We start from the raw sequence: 19,503 nt of genomic DNA on the forward strand, positions 1-19,503 counted from the left end.
ACCGTCCCTTACTCCCTAAAACCTAAACGGCGCAGGCGCGACTAAAAAGGCGTGCCCCAAAAAAATGACGACGTCGATTGACCAGGAACGAAACGCCATGAATGTAGGCCAGTTACGCATTTCCCGCCGCTCGATCGCTATGGCCGCCGCCTTGGTCGGCATGGTGTCGCTGGCGATTGGCGCCCATGCTGCGCTCAACATGCGCGCGCTGGATGCCGCCAAGGCGATCGAGACCGAGCAGAGCACGTTTGCCGCCGGCAAGCATGCCTCGAAGATCGCACTCGTGATCGGCAACGGCAATTATCCCGACGCGTCCGATCCCCTGGCCCAGCCGATCAACGACGCCCGCGCGCTGACGGCCGCACTTCGTCATAACGGCTTTGACGTCGACGTCGTCGAGGATGCTTCCAGGGACGACATGGCCCGCGCGGTCGAGCGGATGAAGGCCAAGATCCGTCCCGATTCCGTGGTCATGCTGTTCTTCGGCGGCTATGGCGTCCAGGTCGGCCGCGAAAGCTTTATGATCCCGGTCGATGCCACGATCTGGAAGGAGACCGATGTGCGCCGCCAGGGCGTCAGCATCGAATCCGTGCTCGACATGATGAAGGAGCAGGGCGCGAGGGCAAAACTCGTCGTGATCGATGCCTCTAGGCGCAACCCCTATGAGCGCCGCTTCCGCGCCTTCTCCCATGGGCTGGCCCCGATCGCGGCCCCCGACAACGCGTTGATCCTGACCTCGGCCACCCCCGGCAAGGTCGCCGACGACGGCAAGGGCCGCCACAGCGTGCTGATGACCGAGCTTTTGGCCAATCTGAACGCGCAGGCCACGGGCGCCGAGACCGTCTTCAACAAAACCCGCGTCGCGATCTCGCGCGCCTCCGACGGCGAGCAGGTCCCCTCCGTCTCGTCCTCGCTCTTGGAAGACGTCCGCCTCGGCGGCGAAAGCGCCGGCGGGTAAGGGCTAATCCTCGAGCCGCTTGCGCGCTGCACCTCGCCCCGCCTGCGGGGAGAGGTCGCCCGGCGAAGCGTAGCGAAGTCGGGCGGGTGAGGGGGACTCACCGCGAGGACTTCATCTCCAGAATTTGCGGAAGCAGCCCCTCACCCCAACCCTCTCCCCGCAAGAGCGGGGCGAGGGAGAAGAAAAAGATCAGCGCGCTTCGCACACGCCTTGTGGTTAGTCACCTCTCCCCGCTTGCGGGGAGAGGTCGGATCGCATCGCAGATGCGATCCGGGTGAGGGGGACTCTCCGCGCACTCTTCATCTTCGGAATTTGCGGAGACAGCCCCTCACCCCAACCCTCTCAGAGCGAGCTTCGCTCGTCTCGACCCCGCGAAGAGCGGGGCGAGGGAGACCTCACTTCGCATCCGCAGCTGCCGTCAACGCCCTTACCGGATCCCCCTCGCGCAGCAGCGCGCCGGCGCGCGCCACCACGATGTCGCCTTCCTGCAGGCCTTCCTTGATTTCGACCTGGCCGTTGAGCATCAGCCCGACCGCGACCCGCCGCGTCTCGATCCGCCCGCGCCGCACCACCTGGACCACGGTGCCGGCCGAGCCATAGAGCACGGCGGTGAGCGGCACCGACACGCCGCAGCTCTGCCCGGTCGTGATCCCCGCGCGGCCGGAGGAATTGACCAATAGCCGCTGGTTCGCCGTCAGCGCGATGAAGACCTGGCCGAGCTGGCTGTCGGGCTGCACCGTCGGCGCCACCCGCCGCACCCGCCCCGCCACCTCGGGCCCGCCGACCACCTTGACCCGCGCCGGCTGGTTGACTTGGAGTTTTGCAAGATCCGCGGTCGGCACCAGGCCGATGAGATCGAATTCGCTGCGCGCGATGATGGAAAACAGCGCTTCCCCGCGCCCCGAGGCCTGCGCCCCGATCACCGCGGACGAATTCGAGATCAGGCCTGCCACCGGCGCCTGCACCACCTGCATGCCGCCTTCGGGCAGCGTCAGCCGGGCGAGCGTCTGGCCGGCGGTCACCGTATCCCCGGCATCCGCCAGGATTTCAGCCACCTTCAACCCCGGCCGTTCGGGGCGCACCGCCGTCTCCTCCCGCGCCAGCACGATGCCCGACACCTCGACGATGTCGTTGAAGCAGGATTTTGCGGCTTTGAGCACGGTGACCGCCGCGCCCTTGGGGGCGTCGGGGTCGTCGGCGGCGAAGGTGGGGTGGGGGAGGAGGGTGAGGAGGGCTGCGGCGGCGGGCGCGAGTAAGGTGCGCGAAAGCCTCAGCGAGGCGAAAGGATTCATCGGCATCCCATTCTCGTTTTCGAGGTTATCGATATCAGAAGGCTGGCTCTGGAGCCAAGCGACAATGGAAATTGGGGACGTGATAGCAGATTTCAGGGTGAATTTTGACCAGAGAATTTAAAGGTCTGACCAAGCTGGAGCAGGCAAAGGATAGTTCGGCTAGGTTAGGCTTTCAGGTCGTCATTTGAAATCAAGGCCTAGTCCTACATCTGCAAATCACGGCATACTGGGGCATGAATAAACCTAAAGCTGCAGATTACATCCGCGAGTACCTCGTGCGCATGGCCGAGATACGCGGGACCGGCGGGGCCACCAAAGAAACATCCTATTACAGCGCCCTCGAAAACCTTTTGAACCATTTCGGCAAGGACCTCCGCCCTCGAGTTATCTGCAACGGCCAGCTCCGTAATCAAGGTGCCGGAAACCCAGACTTTGGCCTCTATACGAAAACCCAACTGCAGGGTGGCGAGCCGCGCCCCGCTCAAATTCCTGAGCGTGGAGTCATTGAGGTGAAGGGCCTCGCCGACAAGAATTGGCAAACGGCCAAGAGTGCGCAGGCGACAAAATATTTTGGACATTACCACTTGGTGCTCGTGACCAACTACCGGGAGTTTCGGCTTATTGGCGAGGATGAAAATGGAAAAGCAACGGAGCTTGAGCACTATGTCCTAGCGATTGATGAGCCCTCTTTTTGGAGTATGACGGCGAATCCCGCGCTTGCTGTGGCTGAGCACGCCGTTCATTTCGAAGAATTCCTGCGGCGCGTCATGATGACCGCGGCGCCTTTGGTGAAAGCTCAGGATGTCGCCTGGTTTCTCGCCTCCTATGCGAGAGACGCTTTACAAACTCTCAATGCTAAGGGTTCCGGAACGCTTGATCCCTTGCGCAAGGCTTTGGAAACCGCGCTCGGAATCAAATTTGAAGGTGAGGAAGGAGATCACTTCTTTAAATCCACCCTCATCCAGACGCTTTTCTATGGAGTGTTCTCGGCCTGGGTTGTGTACGTCAAGCAAAGTATCAACCGCTTTGATTGGAGGGCCGCCGCCTATACTTTGACCGTGCCGATGGTGAAAGCGCTATTTGAGCAAATCGCCACGCCAAGCAAGCTTGGCGCACTTGGCCTCATTCCAATACTTGATCGGACTGCTGAAGCACTCAATCGGGTCGACCAGAAAGCCTTTTTTAAAACCTTCGATACAGGCGAAGCAGTACAACATTTCTATGAGCCTTTCCTGCAAGCGTTCGATCCAGAACTCAGAAAGAGTCTAGGCGTTTGGTATACGCCCAACGAAATCGTTACCTACATGGTGGAGCGCGTGGATCATGTCCTCCGCACTGAATTGGGGCGGCCCAATGGCCTCGCCGACAAAGACGTCTACGTGCTCGATCCCTGCTGCGGGACGGGCACCTATGTAGTTGCGGTCCTAAAGCGGATCGAGAAGACCCTTCGTGCTCAGGGTGAGGACGCGCTTCTCGCAGATGATATTAAGCAGGCGGCACGAGACCGTGTATTTGGCTTCGAGTTATTGTCTGCTCCGTTTGTTGTTGCTCACTGGCAGGTCGGCAACTACCTAGCACAGATCGGCGCTCCGCTTGACGCCGCGCACGGAGAGCGGGCATCCATCTACCTCACTAATTCGCTGACCGGATGGGAGCCGCCAAAGGGACCGAAAGCGAATCTACCGCTGTTTCCTGAACTGGAGCAGGAACGCGATGCTGCGGAGCATGTAAAACGCGATGTGCCGTTGCTCGTAGTCTTGGGAAATCCACCATACAACGCATTCTCCGGCACAAGTCCCGAGGAAGAACAGGGCCTCGTCGAGCCTTACAAAGACGGCTTGATTAAGAAGTGGGGCATAAAAAAATTCAATCTCGACGAGCTTTACGTGCGCTTCATGCGCGTCTCTCAGCGCCGCATTGCGGAGGGCACGAAACAGGGCGTTGTCTGCTACATCTCAAGCTTTTCGTACCTGTCTGACCCATCTTTTGTTGTTATGCGTCAGCGTTTGCTGAATGACTTCGATAAGGTCTGGATTGATTGCCTGAATGGCGATAGTCGCGAGACAGGTAAGAAGACGCCGACCGGCGAACCCGATCCTTCTGTCTTTTCGACGAGCTACAACCCCGCTGGCATCCGTCTCGGGACGTCCATTGGTCTCTTCACCCGCAAGCTTGCGCACAGCCCAGCCAAAGCAGTTAGCTACCGAGATTTTTGGGGCAAATCCAAACGCGAGGATTTGCTTAATAGCCTCACCGCGACGGACCTCGAATCTTCCTATCTTCAGGCGCAGCCTAACGAGGAAAATCGATTCTCTCTTAGACCTCAGGATGTTTCGGACACCTACAGGTCCTGGCCAAAGGTCACAGAACTAGCTGAGTTGTCTCCGATTGCCGGACTACAGGAAATGAGATTCGGAGCTCTCCTTGCACATGGTCGAGCAGAGCTTGAAGCCAGTATTTCGAATTACCTCAACCCTAAAAAATCGTGGGCTGAGGTCGTCGCAACTGCCAGCGGGCCGATACGCGATGCAGGAGCCTTTGACGCCGAAACGTCGCGCACTCGCCTTCTCTCCAAAGAGCCGTTCAGTGCCTCCAATATTCGGCGTTACAGTCTTTATCCGATGGACAATCGCTGGGCATATTGGAGCGCGGTCCCTACGTTGTGGAACAGGGCGCGGCCTCAACTAGTCTCGAACGCGTTCTCAGGCAACCAATTCCTAGTGGTCCGGATGTCAGCAGAGCGTCCGGATGAGGGAGTTCCTGCCATGCTTACGGCGTCCTTGCCCGACTACCATCTGCTACGCCCGAACGTTGTAGCTATTCCTCTCATGGTTGAACATCATGTTGATAGCGGACTCTTCGCCGCCGAACAGAAAGCCAATCTTTCCTCCTCGGCTAGGAAATACTTGCGGGCAATCGGTTGCTGCGAGCCTGATAGCGATCCGGCAAGCGCGAAGCTCGTTTGGTATCATGCCTTAGCTATCTTCTTTTCTCCACAGTATCTCAAGGAGCATCGGGATGGCGTTCTCACAGATTGGCCGCGTGTTCCTTTGCCAAGCGACCTTTCGACCTTGCAGAGTTCTGCAGCATTAGGACAGCGGATCGGCGCGCTTCTCGACCCAGATCTCCAGGTTGCGGGAGTTACGAGCGGCACAATTGATTCGCGGCTGGTCGGCCTCGGCGCACTTTCGCGAGTCGACGGAAAAGCCTTGAAACCGGTGGACCTCAGCCTCTCCGCCGGTTGGGGACATCGCACAACTAAGGGGATCATCATGCCGGGAGCGGGACGAACCAGAAAAGGCTCCTATGATCCCCAGCAGTCTTCGACGCTCAGTAAGACCGACGTCGAGGCACTCGGCGCACCCATCGATATTATGTTGAATGACGTGGCAACTTGGCTAGCGGTCCCATCCAGCGTCTGGGAATATCGAATCGGCGGATATCAAGTGGTGAAAAAGTGGCTCTCGTATCGTGAGGAATCGGTGCTTGGACGCCCACTCACAAAGGATGAGGCTCGAGAAGTTACGGCAATTGTCCGGCGACTAGCTTCGATCATTTTGATGGCGGACGAACTGGACTCAAACTACGTCGTTGCAAGAGATGATGCTTTTCTCCCGGCCGCGAATGTCGATTAGCGTAGCGAGCTCAATTCGCGCTGACTTCGATATTTAGGGAGGACATTGTTGAGCTCGCTAAGATTATACGCTATAGGAATTATCACGGAAACGTGATACTATTAGGCCTAATAGATGATGTACTAGGCGCTATAGCGTGGCACCTATGTTGACGCCCGCTTCCGGGCGCCGCACAGGAGCCTACTATGATGCCGCAAGTCACACTTGAAACCTCAACCATTGAACGCATGAAAGCTTACGCAGAACCCCTGGTCGATACGATGGACTCAGTGATTTTGAAAGGGCTCGATGCAATCGACATGCTGAAGGCGAAGACCAACGAACCCACCTCCGCCGAGCGCATCTTTAACCCCGCCTCACCCCCCAACCTTGCCTACACCACCGTCAAATCGGTCGTGTGGAAGGGTAAGCGCCTTTCCCCCGCTGAAGCTTACTGGAATCCGCTGATGTTCATTGTCATCCGCGAAACTGTGAAGCACATGACGAAGGAACAGGCCCGCAACCTGATCCTCTGCAACAAGGTGACAGGGAAAAAGGAAGACAATGGATACAAGTACGTCGATGAGGTGGGCGTTTCCATTCAAGGCCAAGACGCCAACAACGCTTGGAAAACGACTTATAACGTTCTACAGGCCCTCAAAATGCCCTTGGAAGTCATCTTCGCCTGGCAGGATAATCCCAAGGCCGCAACGCCTGGCGCAATTGGCAAGTTCGCTGTTACGTTCGAATAATCGAATGACAATTCTAAAATCAGGGCGGCAGACGTGCCGCTCTTTTCTTTTGCTGGCGAGCCAGCCGCTCTACCGTAGGGCAAAGTTAGAAGAGAAACACTAAACCGTGTCAAAACGTTGCAAGCGGAAGGAAGTGCTGAGTGCTCAGCGGAGCAATGAAATCCAAGGCACTTCGAACCTAACTCAATTCGACGTTAGACGGGCAGGGACGTGAAGGGAATCTTCGATACAAAAGCGAACTCTGGTTACGACGACGAAATCGTGCGCCGCTACCACTTCCCTCCTCAGTACCGGACTGTGGCCCAGCAACTGATCGGCGATTGGATTGTTTATCGAGAGCCGCAGCGAAACGGCGGCCGCCGTGCCTACATCGCCGTTGCCAGGGTGCAACGGATAGAGGCCGATCCGCTCCGTGCCGGCTATTCCTATGCCCTTGTCGACGAGTATCTACCGTTCGATCGGCCGGTGCCATTTGCTAACAACGGCGCCTACGCCGAGGCCGCCTTGCGCGAAATCAGCAATCCGAGCCGCGTAGGAGCCTATCTGCAGGGCAAGTCGATCCGAATTGTTTCTGATGCGGATTTTGAGGAGATCGTACGCGCTGGTCTCGGCGAGACGATTGGGCCCGCCAACGCAGTCCGTCCTGAGCTTGATCCTTATCAATTTGACGAGGAGACTTTAGACTTGCTCGGAGCGCCGCCCGCGGAGCAGGAGAGGCGAATAGAGCAAATTCTTGTCAACCGAAAAATCCGCGAAGCTAGCTTCCGCCGTCATGTTTGCGAAGCTTACGATAACCGGTGCGCCGTGACAGGACTTCGGATTGTGAACGGCGGCGGAAAGGCCGAAGTCCAAGCCGCGCATATTTGGTCAGTAGCCTCCGGCGGTCCGGACGTTGTTCAGAACGGCTTGGCGCTGTCGGGAACAGCGCATTGGCTTTTCGATCGTCATCTCATTTCACTAACCGATGATTATGGGCTATTGGTTTCGCACAATAAGGTGCCGGCCGAATTGCGCAGTCTTTTTTCCAAGCATTTGGACCGTATCCATCTCCCGGACGATCCAAGGCTGTGGCCACATCGCAGCTATGTCGCGAGACATCGCGAAGCATTCAGCTCAACTTGAAAAGCTTCATTGATCGAAGCGGCGAAACGCGGCTTCGACGTCTTCATCGGTGGCGAACTGGCGGCGCTTGGCTTGAGCGAGGCCCTCCAGCACGCTGGGCAGATGTGCCGGATCGATGGCCTCCGGCTCCTCCTCGTCGCCGGCCAAGGTAAGCATCGCGCGCGCGATTTCATCCTGGCTGCCGGGAGGCAACCGGCGCACCGCTTCGAGGGCTTTTTCCAGGAGTTTTGTCATGGCCAATTATATGCGGTGTTCGGACCGGAATGGAAGGCCGCGCCTGCCCTCGCACCAAGGCTTTACGGCACTGTTGCAATCAAGTGTCGCGCAAAAGAATAGAGCCCCGCCAAGGCGGGGCTCCAGTTCGTCTCACGCAATCTCATCCCCCGCATCAATTCCCCGCGCCGGGCGTCTTGCCCGACCCGGCCCCCGTCGGCGTTCCGCCGGAGGGATTGGCGGGCGCCGCGCTGTCCGGCTTCGTGCCGCCGTCCTGCTTCATGGTGGCGCCGGTCGTCGTGGAGGAGGGGTGTTTGCTGTGGTGGTTCGGCTTCGCGTCGGCAGCGAAGGTTGAGCCGAGGAGGCCGGCGATGGCGAGCGCGCCGAGGAGCAGTCTGGTCTTCATCATGAGATCATCTCTTGCTGGTTGGTGGATGCGGGTCAAACACGAAAAATCCCCGATGCAGTTCCGGCGCGCTTCGACATGGGACGTCGGCGCTTTCGCGCGCCACGCCGGCCCTCGGTTACGTTCTGAACAGACGAAGGCGTTTTGATGCCGCTTGCATCAAGATCAAGCGAGGAGGGCGGCGCGTTGGCGCGCGGGCGCGTGACGAGGCGGCAAAATCCGATGCGCGAAAAATTTAATTTCGTGAACCAAATCAAGCTGATTTGGGTCGTCCAGTCGTCGTTGCAAAAACAAATCCCTTCTCGCCCCACCCAAATCACCTCTATATCCCCCGCCGTCTCGTTCCCCTGGAGGGGCGGCTCATGATCGTCACGGACGTTGGGAACGGGATGCGGTGGACGCGGCAGCGTCGGTTGCGCAAATGCTTTTCGCAGGGCGGGTTTTATCACCCGTGAGCGATCGGCAGCGCACGGACGAACGATGCTATCACGTACGGCCAAATCGTGTGGTCCTGACGCCTCGACGCCGGCGTCAAGTCCTTGCGGAGGTGTTGCGGGCCCGACCGGGTCTTGCAAAACCATTTTTCCGCGGGGCGACGGTGACAAGAAAGCCCGATCACCGGGGAGAGCACGACATAAGCCGTTAAAACCATTGCGTAGGGAATGCCGGGTCGTCTGGCTGAACCTGTGGTGAATACTCGTGTGCTTACTACACTGCACACGAGGCTGCGGGTGCAGCCGGCACCCGGCATTCCCTGCGCCCTCTGATTTTTCGGGGCGAGATTTCTGTCACACGCCCGGGCGCGCTCGCGCCGCGGGGCGCGGACGTGTGTCTGGCCGTGTGTCTAGCCGTGTGTCTAGCCGTCATCGCCATGTGTCTCCTCGTCATTGCGAGCGAAGCGAAGCAATCCATCTTCCTTACCGCGGCGCCAAAGCTGGATTGCTTCGCTTCGCTCGCAATGACGGTGGAGAGACCGTCGGGCTGTTTGAAAATTGAATCCGGAACGAATTTGCGTTGAGGCGCAGCGGCGCCTTCTCCCTCGCCCCGCCCTTCGCGGGGAGAGGGTCGGGGTGAGGGGCCTCTATCCGCGAATACCGAAGCTGAAGCATGCGCGGTGAGTCCCCCTCACCCGCCGCGCGAAGCGCGCGGCGACCTCTCCCCGCAAGCGGGGCGAGGTGACCGGAGCCCTACTGCTTCCTTCTCCGCGCCGCGGCCAGATCCACCGCGTCGGCCTCCTCGCGCCAGCGCAAAATCTCGACCGCCAGCACCGGATGATTGAATCCCTTCAGCTGCAGGTCATCCAGCGGCTTGCCGTCGACCCATTGCTCGACCATGCCGTAGACGCGCCTGGAGACAACAATCTGGTCGGCCTTTGCCTCATCGCACAGGCGCGACGCCAGGTTGGTGACGCTGCCGATCGCGGCGTATTCGAGCCGCTGCTCGAAACCGATCTGGCCAAGCGTCGCATACCCCAGCGCGATGCCGACGCCGAAGCCGAGCGAGTGGCCGCGGTTGCGCCATTTCTGCGTCAAGACGCCGATCGTATCGCGCATCTCGACCGCCATCTTCACCGCGCGCTTGGTGTGATCGGCAAACTTTATCGGCGCGTTGAACAGGATCATCACGCCATCGCCGGCATAGCGATCGAGCGTGCCCTCGTAGCGGAAGATCAGCTCTCCCAGTGCCGCATGATATTCGCGCAGCACGTTCATCGCCTCTTCCGGCTCGGTCGCCTCGGTAAAAGCCGTAAAGCCGCGCAGATCGCAGAACACCACGGTGACTTCACGGCGGTGGCTGTCGAGCAGCGAATCATGGCCGTCGGAGGACGCAATCAATTGCGCCACCTGCGGCGGCAGGAAACGCTCCAGCCGGCGGATGCGCTCGATCTCGCCGAGCTGTTTTTCCACCCGCTCCTCGAGCGACTTGTTCCAGTTTTTCAACTGCTCGGTCTGCGCCTCGAGTTTTGTCGCCTGCTGCTGCACGGTCGAATGCGCCGACGAAAGCTCGCGGCCTTTCTGGTCGACTTCCGTGAACAGCCGCGCGTTGCGCATCGCGAGCACCGATTGGTGCGCAAAGGTCCGCATCAGCCCGATCAGATTCGGCGAGAATTCGCCGGCGTTTTTGCGCAGCACCACCAGCGAACCCAGCGTGCCGGTCTGGTCGACCAGCGGCACCACCAGCACCGAATGGAAACCGGCCGCGACCGCGACGTCGCGCAAAATATGATCCTTGGCATCGGCAAGATTTGCGATCGCGACCGGCTCGCTTTTGGCGGCGGCCTGGCCGAGCACGCTTCCCGCTTCGTCGATCGCCAGATGCGCGCCATCGGCAGAGCGATCGATGCCGATCGCTTCTGCGAGGTTGAACTGATGTTTTGCCGCGTCATAGCCATAGATCAAGACCGCGTCGGCATGGGTGATTTCGAGCGCGCGGGCGGCGACCGTGGGCAGCACGGCGTTGAGATCGAGCGAGGAGGCGACCGCGCGGCCGACTTCTTCCAGCACCTTGAGCTCGTTGATCGACTGCGCCAGATCACGCGTGCGCGCCTCGACCTTGGATTCGAGGTCGGTATAGGTCTCGTGCAATTGCCCGGCCATGCTGTTGAATTGGTTGGCGAGCTCTTCCAGCTCGTCCTTGGTGTGCACGTCGATGCGATGGCTGAAATCGCCGGCGCCGAGCCGCCGGGCGCCTGTACGGAGCGCCGTGATCGGGATCAGCATGCGCCGCGCGAGAAGCGTGCCGGCGAGGATCGCGACCACGAGGCCGAGGCCGATCAACAGCGCGATGCGCACCAGCTGGTCGCGGATCGGGGTCAGCGCCTGCGCCGTCGGCTGTTCGAAGAACACGAACCAGCCGAGTTTCGGCACGGCGGAGGCCGCGGTGAACACCGCGTGCCCGTCGGAATCGGTGCCGGACGCCAGCGGCGCGCCCTCCGGCGTCATCAGGGGAGCGACCTGCGGCAGGCTGGAGAGGTCCTTGCCGATGTCGGGACCCTTGGCCGAGGTGGCCAGCACCTCGCCGCGCGAGTCCGTCACATAGGCGTAAGCGGTCTTGCCGACCTGGGCGTCGCCCAAAAAGTCCGACAGGAACCGCAAATCGATATCGGCCACCGTCACGCCCGCATTGAAGCCGGAATGCGCCACCGCGATCGACATATAGGGGTTGCTGCCCCTGAAATAGGCGGGGGCAAAACTGACGCCGCGCGTGACGGTTTCGGTGAAGCGCACGTCGCGGGAAAAATCGGCCTGGCTGCCGACCAACATCTGGGTGCGCGACAGCCGCAGCAATTCGCGGCCGTTGCCGCCGAGCAGGGACAGCTGGGAGACGGCGGGGACCTGGTTGAGCAGCTGCGCGTAGTCGGCGCGGTGCTGTTCCAGCGTCTGCGAGGAGGCGTGGGTGACCCAGCTGATCTGGCGTTCGAGGTCGGCGATCGATTGCTCGATCCGCTTCGCGGTCGCCTCCGCCTTCTCGCCCAAGCCGTCGATCAGTGTGGTCCGGGTCGCCCGGTAATTGATCCAGGTTTCCACCGCGCCGTTCACGGCCAGCACGAATACCACCAGGCCCACCAGCGAGATGACGTATTTGGCGAACAGGCCTTCGCGGAGAAACCAGATCTTGTCCTTGACGCCGATCATCCGGACCCTCGTGCGCTCAACCCCAACGGGTAGGCGCAACCGCACCGGCGGCGCCCCTAATGGGGGCGGGCCGCGTTCATCTGCGGCCTATTTAGCACAGTTTGCGCGGTGTTACCGGCCCTCCACCCGCATGGTTAGCCCGGATTATGGGCAGGGAGGGGTAATAAGGCGCGGCGAAATCCCCCACCCCAACCCTCCCCCGCAAGCGGGAGAGGGGGAAGAAAAGCAGCTTGCTGGGCCCTATCCCTCCCTCTCCCGCCCTTTGCGGGGGAGGGTCGGGGTGGGGGTGTCTCCGCAGCGGCAGTGGTAGTGCGCGTGATAAGCTCAGACCGCTCAGCGGTTAAACAACTGTCGCAGCACGTCGTTCATGGGCTGGCTGTCCTGCTGCGCCGGCGGCGGGGCCGGATCGTTCGGCGCCTGCGCCGGTGGCGGGGCCGATGCGGCGGGAGCCTCAGTCGGAGGCGTTTGCGTTGGAATGCCGCGGCCGCGGCTCATTCCCTGCTGGAACAGGTTGCCCAGTGTCTCGCCGAGCTTGCCGAGCTGATCGCCCTGTCCGCCGCCAGTGCCGGCGCTGTTCCCGCCCGCTCCGCCGCCGCCCAATCCGTTCACCAATCCGCCGAGGCCGCCAAGACCGCCGCCATTGGCGCCGAACAGCCCCTTGCCCATCTCCTTCAGTTTTGCGTACGCCGCATCCGGATTATCCAAAATGCCCGCCATATCCGGATAGATCCGCGGCTGTGCCCACGGGCCCTCGATCATCACGGGAATGCCGAGCCCGAGCGGATCGGACGCGCGGCCCTGGCCCTCGGTTGTCATCACGAGTTTTGGCTCGACCCGAAACGCCAGTTGCTTGGTGCCGAGATCGATGGTTCCTGTCCCCGTCATCCGCACCAGCGGCCCGACCAGGTTGAGGTCAGTCGTGACGGCCTGGCCCTTGTCGATCCGAAACGAGGCCGAGAGCTGGGAGAGATCAGTCACCTGCTCCTTGCCCTCCTGCCATCCGGACAGCGTGCTGGCGGTCAGGTTACGGACCATCTGCGCCACGTTGAGGCCGCGGATGGTGCCGTCCTGGAAATTGGCGAACACGGTGCCGTTGAGGTTCGACATGATGGCGCGCTGGCTCATGCCGTAAGAACGCACGCTGATCTTCGCCTGCATCTTGCCGTCGAGCTTGTCGAAATCCGCCGCACTCTGCAAAAGCGGCAGCGCGCGCACGCCGACAATGTCGCTCGCCATCGCAAAGCCCGGGTTGCCGGTGGTGGCATCGATCAGGAACTGGCCGTTGACCTGGCCGCCATAGGCCGCAAGGTTCGGAAAACCGCATTTCAGCACGCCGCCGGCAAGGGTCGCGTCGATCGCGGCCGGTGCGAAGCGCGCTTGCCCGATATTGAGCTCGGCGGCGGAAATCCTGACCTGGGCGTCGACATAGTTCATGCCGTTGAGATCGATCGTGGCGTTGCTCCAGGGTTGCGAACCCTGCGAGCCGGACTGATCGGCGGGCGCCTTGGACATTGCAATGTCGAGGCGCTGGAAATCGAGATCGAGCTTGACCAGTGGCTTGCTCGCCATGTCGACCGAGGCCCAGCCATTGAACGTCGCATCGCCGAGCGTTCCGGTGACGCCGTTGATCATCACGATGGCGCCGTTGAGGCGGACCTCGGCCTTCGCCGTCAGCGGGGCATCGAGCGAGCCGGGCGCATCCAGCGTGAGCTCGAGGGGAATATTCTGCCGCTCCAGCGGCGCGGCCGGCGCGGTCGCCTTGATGTCGAATTTCAGCGGATGCTCGCCGGCACGCGCGCTGCCGGTGATCTTGACGTGACGGTCGGCGCCGATCCGGACATCGGCATTGATGCCGTCGATGTGATTTTCCACGCGGTCGTGCAGATTGGAGAGCACCACGCCACCATCGGTGACGGTCATGCGATCGATCGTGACATTATCGCCGTCAGAGGTGCCGGACTTTGTCGATCTCGAAGAAGCATTGGGCAATTGATCACGCTCGCGCAGCAACGGGCGATACAGGACCGGATGGACGATCTTGAGTTCGGTGATTTTCGGCTTGCCCGACCAAATGCTGTTCAGCGTGATATCGGCCTGCACGCTGCCGATCGTCAGGCGGTTGCTGGTGTCGCGGTCCTTGGGGTCCTGCAGCGTCAGGTCGTTCAAGGTCACGTTCAGCGTCGGCCACAGGCCGATTTTGGTCCCGCCCTTAATCGTCAGCCGGTAGCCGGTTTCGCGCTCGACCCGGTCCTGTATTTGCGAGGTCAGGAAGCCGGACGGCACCCCGATGATCAGAAGCAACGCGGCGATAACGATGACGGCAGCGACGGCGGCGCCTGCGAATTTCAGTGCTCTCATGACGAATTTCCAAACCGGGCAAGCGGCTTCGATCTCAGCCGCGCCATCTCGGGCCATATCAGGGCGTGGCCTTTTCCCTTAAGCTTATCCCGGAAGGGGAGGCCGCTCAAAGGAGCTAAAAATAGTCCGGGGTGCTGCAAACTTATGTGACTTATGGCACACTTCTCCGGACGGCATTTTGCAAGACCACCCATTTGACGATTTTGATCTGGCTCCGGTTCGAGCCTAGTTCCCAAGGAAGGCATTGCAATGAGCAAACAGGCCGAATTTGCGGTCATTTTGAAAATGAATCCGATGTTCGCGGACCTAGGCTCCGACGAATTGCAGCGGATTTCCGGCCTTTGCCACACCCAGAATCTCGGCGTCGGCGAGATGCTGTTCCAAAAGGGCGATCCCGGCGACGCCCTGTTCGGGGTCCGCCGCGGGCAGATCCGGATCGAGACCGGGGCTTCCGACGGCAGCCGCCTGACCCTGAATTTCATGGGTCCCGGCGATCTCTTCGGCGAGGTCGCCGTCCTCGACGGCCAGAGCCGCACCGCGGATGCGACCGCGGGCGAGCCTACCGAATTGTTCGTGCTGCGGCGGGAGGATTTCCTTTCGCATCTCGAGCGCGAGCCGAAGGTCGCGATCAAGATCATCCAGCTGTTGTGCCAGCGCATCCGCTGGCAGAGCGAGCGGATGGAGGAATCCATGCTGCAGCCATTACCCATACGCCTGGCGCGAAGGCTGTGTGCACTGGCTTCCGATTACGGCTCCGAGGTGCACATCTCCCAGGAGCAACTCGGCATCTTCGTCGGCGCCGCGCGCGAAAGCGTCAACCGCCAACTGCAGCTCTGGCGGAAAGACGGCATTTTGGATTTACAGCGCGGCCGCATATTGCTGCAGAACATGACCAAGCTGACGGCGGTGGCACGGAACGAGTGAGGGCGGTCAGATCCGCGCTTCCCGTCCATGCGAACCGGCTTCGCTTGAATCAGTCGTAGCGGCGGCGGTCCTCGCCGCTATCCAGATTAACCGAGCTCTGCACTACCTACTCAGCCGCAGGCGAGTGCACGATCGAGGGCGGCTGCGGCTTATGTTCGGCCGGCGGATGCGCACCATGTCCAGCCGGCGCATCCTCGCTCTCCCCGTGCGAGACCACGAGCTTCTTCCCGAAACGCCAGAACAGCGCGCCGACGTCGTCCATCATCATGAACATCGCCGGCACGAACACGAGAGACAAGACGGTCGAGAACACCAGGCCGCCGATCACCGCGAGCGCCATCGGCGAGCGGAATTCGCCGCCGGCGCCGAATGCCAGCGCCGAGGGCATCATGCCGGCGGCCATCGCGATCGTGGTCATCACGATCGGGCGGGCGCGCTTCATGCCGGCGTCGATGATGGCTTCATCCCGCGGCTTGCCTTCGCGAATCGATTCGACCGCGAATTCCACCAGCATGATGGCGTTCTTGGTGACGATGCCCATCAGCATCAGGATGCCGATCCAGACCGGCGTCGTCAGCTGCTTGCCGGTCACCAGCAACGCGGCGATCGCGCCGCCGATCGACAGCGGCAGCGAGAACAGGATGGTGATCGGCTGCAGGAAGGTTCCGAACAATAGCACCAGCACCGCATAGACCATCATCAGGCCGGAGGTGATGGCGGTGGCAAAGCCCGCCGACAATTCGTTCAGGCTTTCGGCGTCGCCCGACGGGCTCACCTTGACGCCTTTCGGCAGGCTCTTCATGACCGGCAGGTCGTAGATTTTCTTGGTGGCGTCGCCGAGCGCCGCGGTGCCGACGAGATCGGCCGCGACCGTTGCCTGCCGTTCGCGGTCATAGCGGTTGATGCTGGTCGGGCCCTGGTCGAGTTTGATGTCGGCGATGACCGACAGCGGCACGCCGCCCTTTTCGCCGTGCTCGCCCAAGGGAACGCGCAACTGCTCGAGCAACGAGAGATCGCCGCGCGCGGCGTCTTCGAGCTGGACGCGGATCGGCACAAGGCGGTCGCCGGCGTCGAATTTCGCCAGCGCCGGACCGACGTCGCCGATGGTGGCGACGCGGATGGTCTGCGACAGGCTTTCGGTGGAAACGCCGAGCCGCGCCGCCAGATCCGCCCGCGGCTGGATCCGCAATTCGGGCCGGTCGAGCGAGGTCTCGGAAATCACATTGGCAATCAACGGAATTCGCTTCATCTGGGTCGCGAGTTCGCTCGCAACGTTGCTGACGATGTTGCTGTCGACGCCGGTGACGACCAGCGAGATGGCGCGCAGGCCGTTTTCGTCGAGGAACCAGAACCGGATATCGGGGACGTTCTCCAGTTCCTGGCTGATCGCGAGTTCGAGTTCGCGCTGGGTGATCTTGCGCTCGGTCTTCGGCGTGTAATTGATGATCAACGCCGCGCGGCGCACCTCAAAGGTTCCCGGCGGCACCCTTCCGCCGTCGACGAACACGCTTCTGACCTCGGGACGCTTGCGCAGGCGCGCGACGATCTCTTCGGTGGTCTTCTCGGTAAAGGCGAGCTGCGAGCCCGGCGGCAGCTCCATCGCGAGCAGCGAGCGCGCGGTGTCCTGCGCCGGCAAGAAGCCCTGGGGCAACAGCGTGATGCTCCAGATCGAGGCGGCGAAGATGCCGAAGCCGATCAGCACGGTGATGAAGTAATGATGCACCGACCAGGTCACGAGCCTTGTATAGCCCTTCAGCACGCGCCCCGGCGGCGGGTCGTCATGCGCATGATCTTTCAGGAAATAGGCGGCCAGCACCGGCGTGACGAAGCGGGCGGCGAGCAGCGAGAAGAACACCTGCACCGACACCGTGATGCCGAATTGCTTGAAGAACTGCCCGGCGATGCCGGACATGAAACTTGCGGGCGCGAAGATCGCGATGATGGTCAGTGAGATCGCGATCACCGCGAGACCGATTTCGTCGGCGGCCTCGAGCGCCGCGCGATAAGGCGATTTGCCCATACGCATGTGGCGCACGATATTCTCGATCTCGACGATAGCGTCGTCGACCAGAATACCGGTGGACAGCGTAATCGCGAGGAAGCTGACCAGGTTCAGCGAGAATCCCAGAATGTCCATCGCCCAGAACGCCGGGAAGATCGACAATGGCAGCGAGATCGCGGCGATGATGGTGGCGCGGATATCGCGCAGGAACAGCAGCACGATAATGACGGCGAGAATGGCGCCTTCGAACAGGGTCGAGATCGCGGCTTCGTAATTGCCTTTTGTGAACTCCACCGAGGTGTCGATCAGTTTCAGATCGACATCGGGATAGGCGACTTTGAGCGCGTCGATCCGCTTCTGCACAAGGCCCGCGACCACCACGTCGCTGGCGCCTTTGGAACGTTTGATGCCGAGCGCAACCACCGGCTCGCCGTTGAAACGCGCAAAGGTCCGGCGATCGGCGATGGTATCGGTGACGGTGCCGAGATCGTCGAGGCGCACCTCGCCGCCGCCGAATAGCGGAATCATGGTGCCGGCGAGATCGTTCAGCGTCTTGGCGCCGGCGAGCGTGCGGATCGCCTGGTCGTTCTTGCCGATCTCGGCGCGGCCGCCGGCGAGATCGACATTGGTGCCGCGCAGGCTCTGGCTGACATTGACGGCGGTGAGCCCCGCAGCCTGCAGCCGATCGGGATCGAGCGAGACCAGAATCTCGCGCTCGACACCGCCGATACGCTCGACCTGGGCGACGCCGCGCACGCCCTGCAGCGCGCGTTTGACCACGTCGTCGACGAAGTAGGACAATTGCTCCGGCGTCTTGCCGGGCGAGATCGCCGCATAAGTGACGATCGGCAGGCCGATCACGTCGACCCGCTGGATCAAGGGCTCGGTGACGTTTTGCGGCAAATTGGCGCGGACGCGCGTGACGGCGTCCTTGACGTCGTTGAGCGCCCGGTCGGTGTTGGTCTCGAGCGCGAACTGGATCGTCGTCACCGACAACCCGTCGGTGATCGAGGAAGAAATATGCCGCACGCCTTCGACGCCGGAGACGCCGTCTTCGATCGTCTTGGTGACTTGCGATTCAAGTTCGGCCGGCGCGGCGCCGAATTGCGATACCGCAACCGAGATGACCGGAATGTCGGCCGACGGCAGCCGCGTCACCGCGAGCTTGGTAAAACTGACCCAGCCGAGCACCAACAGGATGATCGAAAACACGACGGAGGGCAGCGGATTTCGGATCGACCATGCCGAGATATTGAGTGCCATCAGCGTACCCGCGTGCGATCAAGGTCCTCGGCGAACGTCGTCTTGATCTTGTCGCCGTCGTGCAGCGAAGAGCCGGCGTCGGCCACGACGACTTCGCCGACGTCGAGGCCTTCCAGGATTTCCGTGCTCGTGTCGGACACCAGTCCGACCCGAACCTTTCGCGTCTCAACCGTATCTCCTTTGACCACCTGAACTGTCAGATGGTCAATGGCGGTATGGGGGATCGCGACCCCGCAACTGCGCTTGGCGTCGATATTGGCGCGGGCAAACATTCCGACCTTGAGCGTCGGGTTGTTGGTCAGCGTGATCCTGACATGGCCGAGCTGGGTTGGGCGATCGATCTGCGGCGAAATCAGCCTGACGCGTCCGGGAAGGTCCGGCCCGTTGTCCCGGCTGATCCGTGCGGTCGCTCCCGGATTGAGCTTGAGCATGTGGACGCTCGGAACCTGTGCGTCCAGCTCGATTTCATTGTTGACCGAAATCCGGAACATCGGCCCGGCCTGCGGCGAGGCCGGCGCACCGGCGATGGTCCTGACCTCGGTGACGAGGCCGGGCGCCGGCGCGCGCAGCGATGTGGGGGGCGGCCTTCCGCCGCCTTGTTGGGATTGGGCGCCGGGCTGCGCCGGGGGCGGGGTCAGCCGCGCCAGTTCCTGATTGTCGGTGACCAAATCGCCTTCGCGGACCAAGACCTCCGAAACCTTCGATCCCTCCTGATCGACCCCGACCACCGCTTCCCGGCGCGGCACGATGAACCCGGTGACCCGCACCAGATCGGAGAAACACGCATTGGTGGACTTTGTCACAACGACCAGCGCGTTGCTCGGCGTTTCCTTTTCCTCGGGGTGAGGACGGTGCTCAAACCAGTACCATCCGCCACCCAGGGCAGCGAGGAAAACCACTGCCATTGCAGGCTTGAGGTATTCGGAGAATATCATCGCCGGATCAGTCCAGACCTACGCGGGAA

General features: G+C 61.4%; 13 protein-coding genes. 5 read left to right on the forward strand and 8 right to left on the reverse strand.

Annotated elements, in window-relative coordinates; translation table 11 throughout:
* Positions 1 to 97 precede the first annotated feature (97 nt).
* A complete protein-coding gene (locus tag B5526_RS20865; protein WP_079541151.1) occupies positions 98 to 958 on the forward strand; it encodes a caspase family protein in 861 nt (286 codons plus the stop codon).
* 395 nt (positions 959 to 1,353) lie between these two features.
* On the opposite strand, the gene B5526_RS20870 is transcribed toward B5526_RS20865, so the two are convergent.
* Positions 1,354 to 2,256: an efflux RND transporter periplasmic adaptor subunit gene (locus tag B5526_RS20870; protein ID WP_244562014.1), complete on the reverse strand. Its 903-nt coding sequence runs from the start codon at positions 2,254 to 2,256 to the stop codon at positions 1,354 to 1,356.
* 227 nt (positions 2,257 to 2,483) lie between these two features.
* Between B5526_RS20870 and B5526_RS20875 the strand changes: the two genes are divergently transcribed.
* The 3 genes from B5526_RS20875 (at position 2,484) to B5526_RS20885 (ending at position 7,738) form a co-directional block, all read left to right on the forward strand.
* The gene (locus B5526_RS20875; protein ID WP_197688358.1) at positions 2,484 to 5,885 is read left to right on the forward strand and encodes a type ISP restriction/modification enzyme; all 3,402 of its coding nucleotides are present in this window, start codon (positions 2,484 to 2,486) and stop codon (positions 5,883 to 5,885) included.
* Between the two features lie 185 nt (positions 5,886 to 6,070).
* Positions 6,071 to 6,616 carry a T4SS efffector SepA family protein gene (locus B5526_RS20880; protein ID WP_154071370.1) on the forward strand — a complete coding sequence of 182 codons (546 nt, stop codon included), beginning with the start codon at positions 6,071 to 6,073 and terminating at the stop codon, positions 6,614 to 6,616.
* A 210-nt stretch (positions 6,617 to 6,826) separates the two neighbouring features.
* Positions 6,827 to 7,738, forward strand: a complete 912-nt coding sequence (locus B5526_RS20885; protein ID WP_079541155.1) for an HNH endonuclease — start codon at positions 6,827 to 6,829, stop codon at positions 7,736 to 7,738.
* A 6-nt stretch (positions 7,739 to 7,744) separates the two neighbouring features.
* Here B5526_RS20885 and B5526_RS20890 read toward each other — a convergent pair whose 3' ends face one another.
* From B5526_RS20890 to B5526_RS20910, 5 genes are all read right to left on the reverse strand, one after another.
* Positions 7,745 to 7,972 (reverse strand): hypothetical protein, encoded by a 228-nt coding sequence (locus tag B5526_RS20890; protein ID WP_079541157.1) that lies wholly within the window; start codon positions 7,970 to 7,972, stop codon positions 7,745 to 7,747.
* 154 nt (positions 7,973 to 8,126) lie between these two features.
* Positions 8,127 to 8,360, reverse strand: a complete 234-nt coding sequence (locus tag B5526_RS20895) for a hypothetical protein (protein WP_079541159.1) — start codon at positions 8,358 to 8,360, stop codon at positions 8,127 to 8,129.
* Positions 8,361 to 8,392: 32 nt separating this feature from the next.
* Entirely contained in the window at positions 8,393 to 8,857 is a 465-nt protein-coding gene (locus B5526_RS37805) for a hypothetical protein (RefSeq protein WP_154071371.1), read from the reverse strand.
* A gap of 687 nt (positions 8,858 to 9,544) precedes the next feature.
* Entirely contained in the window at positions 9,545 to 11,992 is a 2,448-nt protein-coding gene (locus B5526_RS20905; RefSeq protein ID WP_079541164.1) for an adenylate/guanylate cyclase domain-containing protein, read from the reverse strand.
* Positions 11,993 to 12,325: 333 nt separating this feature from the next.
* A complete protein-coding gene (locus B5526_RS20910; protein WP_079541166.1) occupies positions 12,326 to 14,350 on the reverse strand; it encodes an AsmA family protein in 2,025 nt (674 codons plus the stop codon).
* Positions 14,351 to 14,599: 249 nt separating this feature from the next.
* On the opposite strand from B5526_RS20910, the gene B5526_RS20915 reads away from it, so the two are divergent.
* Positions 14,600 to 15,274 (forward strand): Crp/Fnr family transcriptional regulator, encoded by a 675-nt coding sequence (locus tag B5526_RS20915; protein WP_079541168.1) that lies wholly within the window; start codon positions 14,600 to 14,602, stop codon positions 15,272 to 15,274.
* Between the two features lie 106 nt (positions 15,275 to 15,380).
* Here B5526_RS20915 and B5526_RS20920 read toward each other — a convergent pair whose 3' ends face one another.
* Complete coding sequence (locus B5526_RS20920) at positions 15,381 to 18,539, reverse strand: efflux RND transporter permease subunit (protein ID WP_079541170.1); 3,159 nt, start codon at positions 18,537 to 18,539, stop codon at positions 15,381 to 15,383.
* Positions 18,539 to 19,474, reverse strand: coding sequence for an efflux RND transporter periplasmic adaptor subunit (locus tag B5526_RS20925; RefSeq protein WP_079541172.1), 936 nt, complete (start codon positions 19,472 to 19,474; stop codon positions 18,539 to 18,541). The genes B5526_RS20920 and B5526_RS20925 overlap by 1 nt, the downstream gene beginning before the upstream one ends.
* Positions 19,475 to 19,503: the final 29 nt, after the last annotated feature.

Source organism: Bradyrhizobium lablabi, assembly GCF_900141755.1.
Lineage (GTDB): Bacteria > Pseudomonadota > Alphaproteobacteria > Rhizobiales > Xanthobacteraceae > Bradyrhizobium > Bradyrhizobium lablabi_A.